The following is an 11,525-nucleotide window of genomic DNA, read 5'->3' as shown; positions in this document are numbered from 1 at the left end:
ATGAATATAACGCTCCGCTCAATTGTCATCACCTTATATCCAATCTTCACCCTAACCCTTTGCTTTTCTCTATCCCTAAACGCACAAAACCCACAGGCAAATAAAACGACCAAACCAGTTGTAGTCATTTCCAGCTTTTCCCTATGTGGCACTTCGGTAACTGAACTAAAAAAGGACTATGCTGACCTTCACGAAGTAGCAGTGGAAGAAATGGATTTTTCGTCCCGTTGTGAGCCGCTCGACTCCAGATATGTTGCTAAAAAGGGCTATGCCACCAGCAAACAACCAGGACTTATTTTCCAGCAGGGAAAAAATGGAGATTTGATTGGTAAAATACGGCTTACTACTGACTACAAAGGTGTGTTTACAGATGGTAAAGACATCAATGTCAGCCAATTGAAGGCAAAAGACGTTTTTGAGCGCTTTCCGGCTCTGAAAGGAAAATGGGGATCCAGAGATTGTTCTGACTACTGGAATATTTCTAACGATACTATATCCTTTTTTGTCAAGATTGACCGGGCAAAAAAGCCTCTGTATCCAATTGATGAAGCGTACTATTTGGAACAACCTGTTGTAGGGATCGACCTGGTGCTTTCTTGTTTTGTGTCATCGGGAGAGCACGTCAATTTAGTGGAAACTACCAATGATCCGGTATTTATAATAGACAGCCTCCGTATGTTCCGGGATGAAATGCAGATTGTAGACCCGAATACCATTGCTGCAGTTACGGTGTACAAAGACAAAAATGCGACGGACCGGTTTGGACCAGAGGCAGAGAATGGCCTGATCTACATAGAAACCAAGGCATTTGTTAGAAAAAGATATTGGACTTTGTTGTCAACCAAATCTAAGGAATACCTGAAACTGGTGTCTGCTCCCGGGAAAGAGGATGAAGTGGTATACATCTTGAATGGCAAACCGCTTTTAAAAAATCATGAAGGGGACCTTGCAGGACTAAACGCTACTATTTTTGAGGGTCTATCTGTCATTGACAAAGCCACACTGAAAAAAGAATATCAGGTGGAAGGTTATCTATGGGGTATTGTTATTAAGACGAGGAAGTAGATTACTTTATTATTCTCGATTGCTCATGAAACCAGAGGGCTTCAATTGTGGAACCAATGATGACTATCAAGTTACTTACAATACTTTTCCAGTAATTTTTTTGAAACCTGGCTTCCGAGCCTGGCAATTGTCTTCCAATCTGCGCAAGCCTTTTCCATATTACCAAGAGATTTATAACAAATCGATCTGCAATACAAGCCATCTATGTCATCGGGCCGCAGGGCAAGTGCAAGATTGTATTGTTCAAGTGCGCCAGCATACTCCTGTGCTCTGAATAAATCCCCTGCATTCATGCTATACATGAGGGCCGGAAGGGCATCCTCAGATTTCAAGTAACGCTTTTCGCAGTTCATTTCGACGTTTACTGGTTTGCCATCGATAGTTGCCGGTTTCCAGTCCTTCTTGAACCTGTTAAATTCCTTTATGAATAATTTATCGTAAGCTGGGCTAATACTTTTTATAATCTTTAGACTGTCGACCTTGCCGTTCTTGCCGACCAGAAAACTGGCAACCAAATGCCCGCTTTTGCCAGTCATAAAGTCCCCGTCTCCCACCCTTAAATCATCTTCAAAATCCCCACCTTTGTAAACTGCAAATACCTTTGAACTTTGTTTGTATACGGTATCACCGGTTTGGTTTTTGTACACGCTGTTTTCATCTAATAGGATCGTTTTTAGAACATCCTGTTCTCTTGAAAAACGGTATAGCAGTGCTTTAGGGTCCTCAAGGCCATATACACCTGGCTGAACCAGGATGAGTTCATTTTCACTGACTCTGATGATCTTTAGTGTATTTACGACAAATCCCTCTGGAGATTTTATCGATAATTTATTGCCTTTGACCTCAAATCCCATTTTCTTTCCAAGGTTACCAGGGGTTTGAGATTGGTAAAATGATGTTGGCCTTTCAAATGTGTACTTCACAAAGGAGTATTTCAGGATATTGTCGTCTGGTAATTCAGATTGATCCGTATGACTGATTTCGTTAAGTATCCAGGACTGAAATAAGTCGTTTTCTTTAAATTGACCATAAGCATTAAAATTGGACTGAACTATTGTGATAAAACACAAAACGAAGAATAAAAATGCTTTAGAACGAGGAAATGAGTTGTTAGACATGCGTTAAAATTGTAGAGCTAATATATAAAAATCTTTATTCTGGGAATTACATTATATAAGTTACCGCCATGCTCATCATAATGAGAAGTAAAGTCCGAAATATAAATCGCGATATCCAAAGAAGCACTCATAAGCCAGTCCTAAAGAGAACTGACTGATAAGAGATCTTTGATTCAGGTAGAAAGATTTGCGCAGATCTAGTTTGTAATTGATTTGATTGTCAAATATTGATGAGATCAAGACTGTACTGATTTTTGTTTTAGAAAACCATTTAGAGGCATATATATGACCTCCCATTTTTTCATCGTCATGTTTTAGATAATCAAGTCCAGCTCCAAAACCGAAATTACTCAGGTTTAACCCGTATTTAATTTGATGATTTTCAAATTGATGGGTTGCATGGTGTATATCGAGCTTTCTATTTTGATAGTTGTAAGCAATAAAATCATAAAAACTCGCCTTTTTAAAGAATATATTCCATTTCGAGGCCTGGAAATTCAAATGGTAGAACCCAGAGTTGTCAAAATTGTATTGCAAAGCAATGCCTGAATTTACTGCTGCTTTGCCTATATATGATGCACTGTAGGATCCGTAGAATCCCAACGGTAGTTTTGTCGCTCCGCTATAACCCAGTTCTAAAGAATTTGAAGCATAACAAGTAACACCTGTACCTCCTGAACTATAACAACCGTGTTTTGGTAAGTCATTTCTAAAAGTGGTGTAGATTTCTTCCAGATTTAACGTATCCGACAATTCCTTTAAAAAATTCCGGACTGTTATTGCTTCTGGGATGGAATCTTGCGAAGATGGCGTCCAATAATGTTTTGCCCAATAAACCTGTTGATCAGCATGTTCAATAAAGTAAGTGATTCCGTCAAGACCATGCCTCCATTTTTTTATCTCATTGTCAGATGGTAATTCTAAAATTCCAGTGCTTTGAACGATACGATAAACATTTCGAGCTTGTTCAAGTGACAAAATTATTTTATTGTACAATGTGTCCTGATCATATTCAGTTGTTTTTTTAGTATGATAGATGTAATTCGTTATAGTACCATTAAGACCCGAACTGTCTTTGGTGATTTCAATTACTTGCCCATGATTCCGAAACCTGAAATTAAATTCGTCCTTAGATTTTTCAAAGTCTTTTAAATCCAATTGCTTTTGAAAGCTTTTATCTCCCTTAAACCAGTAAGTGGTGTCGCCTTCTATTTTTTTTATTTGAGAAAACGCAGTCTGAAAAGACGAGAGGCATAGGATTAAAATTAATGCTATCTGGGGTTTCATGACACCTGTTTTATTTCTATTTAGAATTACGCCTCACGCCACCAATATACCTCACCCAGGCCTGATAATCCTGCCCATAGCCTTCCCCAGTGAGATAAGTCAAAAAACTCGCCGTCGTTGCCCTCAGTTCACTCAACTCCCTGCGCCTGCTGTTGAGGATCTCTAAAATAGTTATATTTCCTTCCCCAAGGATCTGTTTGGCGTACTGCTTGCAATGTTTATCTTTCTGGTACATGACCATCAGTCGCAGTACCCGGTAAGGTTCCGGACAGTTAAGGATCCGCACAAACATGGCGTGATGTTTTGACCAATCGGTGGCTGTCAATGGATTCCGGCTGAAATAACCCATCAGATATTCGTTTACCTCATCGCCCACCGTGAAATCCATTAGCAAGGGAAACAGGGCGAGCATATCTGCTTTTGTTTTTACCTGCGACATATAACCCAGTAAAGCCGCAGATTTCATCCTGGGCTCGGCGGTCAGCTTTAGAAAACGGAGGCAACTGTCTTTGTCATTGCTGTCCAGGCTTTTTAGGTCAAAAAATCGCGCATAAATCTTGTCTTTTGGAACGGTAACGCCTGCCTGTTTATATAAACCGACGATTTTATCGACCGCAGCGGAGTCTTTATAGTGAAAATCGATATAATTCTGTTTCAGGAAGTTGACTTCGTCATTGTCTATTCCAAAATAGAGCAGGTCGATGACTTTTTTAGGCGGGTAAATCTTTTGCTTCTTTACAGGCGGGCTAAAACTATACACCGGAGCACGTCTGAGTACCAGCAGCCGCAACTTTTCTATACCCAGCGCATAACCCTCCTTGTATCCAAATTTGTTGAGATCGACCATGCAGGGCGTCACCTTCTTTTGGTTTAGATACTGCATGTATCCCAATTCGGAATAACCTTTGGGCATACCCCAGATTTCTACATACGTAGTGTCCATTTGCACCTGGGCGACATTGGTGAAAATAAAAAAAGTCAGAAGGCTGAGCAAGAAACGTGTGGAGCGCATATTGGTTAGTTTTCCCTTAATACGCGCAGGTGCATTTGGTAACCCATTTTGATTGCTATCGGATTTTGTTAAATTGCAGAATGAACATAACGCTCCATTCCATCCTCATCACGCTTTTGCCAATCCTCAACCTGGTCTTATTATTTTTTGTCATCAGGTGGGTTTACAGATACTTTAAAAGATCACGTTCATGATGAAAGCGACGCTCTTAGCTTATTGGCAATTCCTGAAATTTTATATGGAGGTAAGAGAATGATTACAAAATTGGATGGCTTCCTGACCGTGGCTTTAATTTGTTGCTTCCTGTTGGCAGATGCTCAGGAGGTCGGTCGCAAAGCATACAAGTCTTCCCGTAAATTGGTCGAGACTCACCTTTGTAAGGAGTGTTTGGATGACGGTGGTTTGCCCGGACTTCCGGACATACAAAAATCCAAATCGGAACTGGAGATCAGGTGGTTCAGTAGAAACCATGGCGGCAAAGAAAACGCTTTAAAAATTACACGTCAAAATAATGTGTACGAGGCGCACATCTATTTGTATCAGCGGGTCAATACATATGATAGGGTAAAGAAAGAATGGTTCATCAGATCATTTAAATACAATGTTACCGGACACGATCTGGATTCGGTAATGAACGCGCTTACTCAAGCTGGTATCTTTACCTTACCCGATCAAACTGTTACAAAGACCAGGTTCTTTAAGGCAAATGAGGTTCATTTCAAGGTGAATGATGAAGTTAGAAAGTATAGCTTCGGCTATGTTGATGAGAATTTACAACAATATCCGGATGAGGTGCTCTTTAAAAAGTATGATGCCTTGCTGAAAATATTTTATGCACTGACTAAAGAAGCTTTTGACTGCTATCATGCGGATATGGAAATAGAAAGTAAAAGAATCAACAAGCTGGCAAAAAAGAATTTACGGATGCGCAGAAAAGAGAAGGGATTGGATTGATGATAATAAATGTTGCGCTCTCACCACCTTCCATGTCTCTCCTCAAAACTAGAGTGTAAATAAAATGACGTACCCAAAACAGGAAAACAAATCACGGCTGCTATCCACGCGAACTTTGCGACGCGGCTAAGTGATTTGTTCTTAACAATATGAACAATGCCGTATGTCATATAGCCGAGCACGATTAGCAGCAGGATAGCGTGAATCATCTCAAGAAAAAGGATTTTTAAACATAATGAAGCGCTAATTTTAATAAATATTGAGATAATATTCAGGATTTACAACTGAGATGATAAATCATTTCTCTTTCCTAATCTTTTCACACGTGTTTCAATTTGATCGTAGTGCCAATAGCAAGTTACTTAGGTATCAAACTCTTCTTCATCCGCATCAAATCGGTATAGATGGATTATTTAAAGGGTTCTCCCCATGATGCGACATCAACCTCAATTCCCACATTCAATTCTGACATTTTTTGTATGTGTTCTTTACTTAAAGAAAGTCCTCCTAGTAGTTGATTCCCTCCGTGAAAATCCATAATAACCTGAATATATCCGTCAGCATTCGTTACCAAATCAGCTATTCCTGTTTTATCCTGTGCTAGTAATTTAAATAGCTTAGTAAGCTTATCTTCTGCTGAGTCTGGTTCTACATTAGGTTCAATTTCAATGCAGCTGAATTTATTAACCGACTTTCTGTTGGATTTTAATTCACCTTTATTCCATTTAGTTAGTACAGGCAAACTTGTCTTGCCCAAAAGGTCATCCATACTATAGGTTTCCGAAGTAGCTCGGAAGACAACTTTATTTCTCGACTCAGTCCCTATGTTAAAAATTTTCTGTTCAACAGCATCAATATATACTGCAAGATAAAACCACTCATCCGCCACGGGTAAGTATACTACAACTACATCACCAGTTCCTTCTCTATCAATTCTCGCAATCCTTGGCACACCGTCATCATAATATACATCCAGAATTTCAAAATATTGCTCGGTAACACCGAGTGTCCTGGATTTAAGCTCCTCTGTAACGAGCATTTGTATTGTTGAATCTGAGATCAAAGCGAATAATTTTTATTTTAAATATACGCGTAAATATCCTTGGAAGATCTTCCCGGTATTCATTCTAAAATATTAAGTCTTCGTCCGCCTCATTAAAGCGTTATTTTTAATAAAAATTGAGATAATAGTAAGAATTACAACCCATTTTGATTGCTATCGAATTTTGTTAAATTGCGATATGAACTCAACGCTCTATCAGGTGGGTTCACAGATACTTCAAAAGATCACGTTCATGATGAAAGCGACGCTCTTAGCTTATTGGCAATTCCTGAAATACCCGCACTTATTGAGAATATCGTCCAGCAAAAAAAACCTCAAAAATGACTTTATAGCCCTGCTGATTTTAGATTTCCTGTTTGCTACGCTGGTCATGGGCATTTTTTATACTTTGCTTAGTCTGAAACTAATCAGGGAATATGAGGAAGCCGACATGTTCGAATGGGGGTTGCCGGTGGCCTTGCTGTTAGGTGGCGTCCTGGCTCCAGTGATCGAGGAATGTATATTTCGCTGGCAACTGGGAAAGCCGGTGCTCAGCATCTATTTTGTGATGCTCTCATTGATATTTAGCATGTTCTGGTTTACTGAAAACGATTATATACTGTTTTGTGGGGCAGTGATATTATTGGCAGTTGCCCTGGTATTTCACGCCCTGATGAATGGGTTTCGTGGCAGGCGGGCGAGCCGGGCATGGAGGCGCTACTTTATATTCTTATTTTATTTTACGGCCATCATATTTGGTCTGGTCCATATCACAAATGCAAAGGGGTTGACCTTCGCAGACCCCTCATTTTTATTGTATGTTTCCTCTCAAATATTTGGCGGCCTGAGCATGGGATACACCAGGCTAAAATACGGACTGCCTTATTCTATGCTGTTTCATACATGTTTCAATTTGATTGCGATACCAATAGCATGGTTTTTGAGATAGTTAAGGGTATTTCTCTGTCCTGGATCATTAGAATTACACTTTCGCAAATGCGATTGCTTCTTTAAAGGAATCGAAAATTCGCTGATTACCTCTTCTCAGCAATGTTGGATTTACTTTAATTTTTACAAAACCTTCTTCTCTCGGCAGGCCGAAAATAATATTATGTTCTCCTCTTAACCTTGTATTTAGTTTAACCGGGTCAATTCCTCTGGCTATTGAAACCTTAAATTGATTTGTACCATTCGTAACCTGATGAATTTTGATGCCTTTAAGTTGGCTAAACAGATTAAAAAGGTTGGCTGATTTTACCTTAATTTTTTCCATTACATCATCAATATTGTTTAAATGATGTAAAGCGATGGAAGCGCTCGGCCAATTGGTGAAAATTCCGCCGCCATGAATTTTGATGAGATGGTGCATTTGGTCAATCACAACTTTATCGCCACATAATATAGCGCCACCGGTTGCTCCCAAATATTTATACAAGCACATATAAACTGTATCAAAATAAGTTGAATATTCTTTCACTGTTGAGTTTGTAAATGCTGTTGCCATGTGCAACCTGGCGCCATCAAGGTGCATTTTATATCCCTGCTCTTTACAATAGGCCGAAATCTTTTTAATTTCTTCTAACGGAAAAGCTTGGTTGTCGCATCTTCTGACGGGCGTTTCTATAGATACAGTTCCAACTTCACCAATAAATGCTTCTCCGTCTTTATGGTATTTGATGGCTGCTTTGAGTTCTTCTAAGCTAAAATGCGCCTTTCCTTCCGCTAAGGGAATTAGTCTTTTGTTAAACAAGGTTTGCGCTGCATCTCCCTCATCCCTGTAAACATGACTGGTTTCCTGCACAAATGCTTTGGTATTGTTTCCGCATAAAAAACTAATTGCGAGCTGATTGGCTAATGTCCCTGTTGGCAGATAAACAGCAGCTTCTTTTCCTGTAATTTCTATAAATTTCTTTAAAAGTTTTTCTATGGAGCCTCCTTCACCATAGCTGTCTCTTTCTATTGGATTGCTGATATTAATCTCCTGGAGCTTGCTGATAAAATCTTCCGGCCGATAGAAAATTCCGTCGTTAATGAAGTAAACTGCTTCGCTATCTTTTGACAGCCCTGCTTGTTCTGCTGCAAATGTATTTGTTGGCATAGTAGCGGATGTGATAAGCGGCAGGGCAGACAGAGAAGTGAGTTTTAAGAAATCGCGACGTTTATATGCAGACATAATGTGATTTTTAGGGTCGTTCCAGGATTAATAAAAATGGCCTTTTGTTCTGTTAAATCAAAACGATAAGTTTTAACGGGAGTAAAGATCTAAGTGTTAAGTTAATAAGTGTTAAATCGCAATGGTAAATTTGGTGAGATCGCTTTTATTTACTTATTTTCAGGAAACGAACTCACATGAAAAAGAACATTCTCATAGCGTTGCTACTAATTGCCGTACTCGGCTGTAAAAAAGATAAATTCAGCAACGACGACACCAACCTCTATAACTGGAAAAGAGATTTGTACAGATCCTCAGTGCAAAAGGAAATACCTGCCATGTTTAGTTCCCGGAATGGAAAGGCCCCAACAAATCAGAATGCGATCCTGGTAAGTTCAGACTTTGTTGTTTTGACCGAGTACCGTAAGGATATACAACAAGACAGCATCTTTAGGGCCAGTGGCAAGATGCTGGTTTATAAGTATGAAAAATTGGAAAGAGCCGGGGAATAAATGCTCCTTCATGTCCGAAATGAAGAAGCTGCAAACATGTGAGGCTTTGATCTGTTGATCTAAGTAAAATGTGTGGTTACCGCGAATCTCTGGATGCTATCCGGCCGTGAAAAGAAAAAGGATTTATGAACATAAGAGCGGTTATTAGTTATTTCATAGAAATTGGTACGTTATACTTTACTCTTACGACTTTCCCGTCCTGAATGCCTGGTTCCCATTTCGGCGAATTCTTCACTACCCTGACAGCTTCGGCATCCAGGTATGGATCTAAGGTTTCGCTGGCATATACGTCTGATATGCTGCCATCTTTATCTACTACGAAACTGATTCTGATGATGCCTTTTGGCCGGTAATTATTGACGCTCGGGTACCTGAAATTTTCTGAAATATATTTGTAGAAGTTGCCCATTCCGCCTGGGAATGTTGGTTGTTTTTCAATCTTTCTGGCCTCTATATTACCAGCCTGATCCCAGTGCTGTGTCGATTTCTGCACATTGTTTTCATAAACGGTCTCAGTTTCCTTATTTCCATTTTCATAGTACCAGATAAATGTCCCGTTTTTCACTTCCGGCGAAAGAGAAGTGTAGGTTCCTCTCATTTGGATCTTCCCGGAATTGAAATAGTCTTCAACATCATATCCCTTACCTGACTGTGCTGGTTTTGTGATGCGGTAATAGGAACTTTTTTCCTTAGTGGATGCCTTCCAGTCCGAATCGTAATAGATAGTATCTGTCTTTTGTCCGTAAACGGATACACTTAAAAGTGCCGATAGTAATAGGAGGTAAATTGATTTCATCTTTGATATTTTTTCTGTTTATTGCCGTGCATCCCATGGCATCCATTTTCTATTTATTTTTTTCTCAAAATGAATGCTGCTGTTCTGTTGCTCGTTGTTGAAATATTTGCTGATCAGTTTGTAGAGACTGGGATCATATAATTTGAGCTCTGCATTTGTGTCAATTTCATTATCAATTCCATTGGCTGTTAGTACATCTTTGTTAACATTGAACCAGCTTTGAACACCTTTTGCAAAATATTCACCTACGCTGGATATTGCATACGTGTTTTTCCATAATCCCTGAGCAAGTGCATTGTCGTAGCAGGAATTAAGCTGACCATTGAAATCTTTGTCTACAAGCGAAATTCCCATCATGTGTATGGTATGTGCAAACTCGTGGATCAGTATGTCTTCTCCGTTATAGCGATCGGGGCTCAAACCCAAAACGTTTTCCTCTGCACAACTTGTCAGCGGGAAATCTATCAAACCTCCAAGACCCCTTGCTCTTTGATTGATCCATTTGTCCATATTATTATATTCCGGCAAATCAGTGAGCTGTTCGTATTTTCCGATTATGGCGATCCGGACATTATTTTCGATCATTTTTGCTTTTATAGCGGGCGATTTCCTGAGCATCATAAGTACGATTTCCCTGGTCTTGTAGAAGGCTTTGTCGCTGACGTTTGAGGAACCGATAATGGGTAATCCGACTGCGTTAAGGTATTTTTGATAATAAGGATTGAAACGAAAGGTAGCGGGGACTTTTGAAATACTGGAAACAGAGTCCTTCAATTGGCTTGCCGATGCGATTGGCTTACCGTATTTAGAAGAAAATTGTTCCGCTTCTGATTGTGTTTTCGCTGGTACCTGAGCGGCCACCGACAACGTGCACAACACCAGTATAATGGCTAATTTCACTTTTGCTGGTTTTGACATCATCACTGATATTTTTTCCCCCTGTACCCCCTTTTTCTGGCGTCTTTATAACGGGCATCCTTGGTGATCGAATAAAAAAGGTTTACAATCTTGTTGAGATTTTGATAGGTTTCAACATCCGGATGGGCCCGCAGCAATGCTTCTGGTGACTGAAAACTGTAACTGCCTGTATCCTGGTTTATCTTGAAATGGATATCCATAACACCGAGATCAGCAATATTAGTGATCCTGAATCCCGGATCTTTCCATTCGGAAACCTTTAGTTTAAGCAATTTGCCCATGACCGTATCCAGTCTTTTATTCTTAATTTCAAAACGGTTATATGGGCTTAATTTTAGTTTGCTCGGACGCTGTGTAAAATACCTGGTCGCATAATATACCGCAGCGTACTTTCCCTTGTCAAAACTAATGATCGAATAATTTGGGCCGGTCATACCGTGACTGACCAGCCTTATTTCAATTTCATTTGGTGATTTGCCGATGGGCAGCAGCTTATAAAAGCTTTGTGTTTTATTAAACTCCGGACATTTGCAGGCTTTCTCCACCCTGGTAATGTAGTCCATTTGGGCGTATAGCTTTTGGCTGCACAGAAGGCCCCAGGCAAAAACGAACAAACAGGCCCGGAAGAAATTGGATTTTAATGTCATTACGATAAGCGTTGCCTCTAAA

General features: G+C 39.7%; 13 protein-coding genes. 4 read left to right on the top strand and 9 right to left on the bottom strand.

All coding sequences use genetic code 11. The annotated features are described in order from the left end of the window. Entirely contained in the window at positions 1-1,065 is a 1,065-nt protein-coding gene (locus QEP08_RS02455; RefSeq protein WP_285055313.1) for a hypothetical protein, read from the top strand. 71 nt (positions 1,066-1,136) lie between these two features. Here the strand turns inward: QEP08_RS02455 and QEP08_RS02450 are convergent, their stop codons facing one another. From QEP08_RS02450 to QEP08_RS02440, 3 genes are all read right to left on the bottom strand, one after another. Next, a complete protein-coding gene (locus tag QEP08_RS02450) occupies positions 1,137-1,988 on the bottom strand; it encodes an energy transducer TonB (protein ID WP_285055310.1) in 852 nt (283 codons plus the stop codon). A gap of 270 nt (positions 1,989-2,258) precedes the next feature. Beyond that, positions 2,259-3,470, bottom strand: coding sequence for a hypothetical protein (locus tag QEP08_RS02445; RefSeq protein WP_285055308.1), 1,212 nt, complete (start codon positions 3,468-3,470; stop codon positions 2,259-2,261). A 16-nt stretch (positions 3,471-3,486) separates the two neighbouring features. Then, the gene (locus QEP08_RS02440; protein ID WP_285055306.1) at positions 3,487-4,482 is read right to left on the bottom strand and encodes a hypothetical protein; all 996 of its coding nucleotides are present in this window, start codon (positions 4,480-4,482) and stop codon (positions 3,487-3,489) included. A 252-nt stretch (positions 4,483-4,734) separates the two neighbouring features. Here QEP08_RS02440 and QEP08_RS02435 point away from each other — a divergent pair, with 252 nt between their 5' ends. Further along, positions 4,735-5,436, top strand: a complete 702-nt coding sequence (locus QEP08_RS02435; RefSeq protein ID WP_285055303.1) for a hypothetical protein — start codon at positions 4,735-4,737, stop codon at positions 5,434-5,436. A gap of 20 nt (positions 5,437-5,456) precedes the next feature. On the opposite strand, the gene QEP08_RS20895 is transcribed toward QEP08_RS02435, so the two are convergent. Both QEP08_RS20895 and QEP08_RS02430 read right to left on the bottom strand, forming a co-directional pair. Beyond that, positions 5,457-5,606, bottom strand: coding sequence for a PLD nuclease N-terminal domain-containing protein (locus QEP08_RS20895; protein WP_431844603.1), 150 nt, complete (start codon positions 5,604-5,606; stop codon positions 5,457-5,459). A gap of 239 nt (positions 5,607-5,845) precedes the next feature. Further along, positions 5,846-6,499, bottom strand: a complete 654-nt coding sequence (locus QEP08_RS02430) for a DUF4279 domain-containing protein (protein ID WP_285055301.1) — start codon at positions 6,497-6,499, stop codon at positions 5,846-5,848. A 178-nt stretch (positions 6,500-6,677) separates the two neighbouring features. Between QEP08_RS02430 and QEP08_RS02425 the strand changes: the two genes are divergently transcribed. Further along, positions 6,678-7,427 carry a CPBP family glutamic-type intramembrane protease gene (locus QEP08_RS02425; RefSeq protein ID WP_285055298.1) on the top strand — a complete coding sequence of 250 codons (750 nt, stop codon included), beginning with the start codon at positions 6,678-6,680 and terminating at the stop codon, positions 7,425-7,427. A 33-nt stretch (positions 7,428-7,460) separates the two neighbouring features. Here the strand turns inward: QEP08_RS02425 and QEP08_RS02420 are convergent, their stop codons facing one another. After that, positions 7,461-8,651 carry a threonine aldolase family protein gene (locus QEP08_RS02420; protein ID WP_285055295.1) on the bottom strand — a complete coding sequence of 397 codons (1,191 nt, stop codon included), beginning with the start codon at positions 8,649-8,651 and terminating at the stop codon, positions 7,461-7,463. A 176-nt stretch (positions 8,652-8,827) separates the two neighbouring features. On the opposite strand from QEP08_RS02420, the gene QEP08_RS02415 reads away from it, so the two are divergent. Continuing rightward, positions 8,828-9,142: a hypothetical protein gene (locus QEP08_RS02415; RefSeq protein ID WP_285055292.1), complete on the top strand. Its 315-nt coding sequence runs from the start codon at positions 8,828-8,830 to the stop codon at positions 9,140-9,142. A 148-nt stretch (positions 9,143-9,290) separates the two neighbouring features. Here the strand turns inward: QEP08_RS02415 and QEP08_RS02410 are convergent, their stop codons facing one another. Genes QEP08_RS02410 through QEP08_RS02400 form a run of 3 tightly spaced genes read right to left on the bottom strand, consistent with a single transcriptional unit; the run spans position 9,291 to position 11,419 of the window. Then, positions 9,291-9,938, bottom strand: coding sequence for an energy transducer TonB (locus tag QEP08_RS02410; protein ID WP_285055290.1), 648 nt, complete (start codon positions 9,936-9,938; stop codon positions 9,291-9,293). An 18-nt stretch (positions 9,939-9,956) separates the two neighbouring features. Further along, on the bottom strand, positions 9,957-10,859 hold the full coding sequence (locus QEP08_RS02405) for a hypothetical protein (RefSeq protein WP_285055287.1): 903 nt from the start codon (positions 10,857-10,859) through the stop codon (positions 9,957-9,959). After that, a complete protein-coding gene (locus tag QEP08_RS02400) occupies positions 10,859-11,419 on the bottom strand; it encodes a hypothetical protein (protein WP_285055286.1) in 561 nt (186 codons plus the stop codon). The genes QEP08_RS02405 and QEP08_RS02400 overlap by 1 nt, the downstream gene beginning before the upstream one ends. Positions 11,420-11,525 lie beyond the last annotated feature (106 nt).

The sequence above is a fragment of the Pedobacter ginsengisoli genome (assembly GCF_030244015.1).
Classification (GTDB): domain Bacteria; phylum Bacteroidota; class Bacteroidia; order Sphingobacteriales; family Sphingobacteriaceae; genus Pedobacter; species Pedobacter ginsengisoli.
This window is presented reverse-complemented; position numbering and strand designations above follow the sequence as displayed.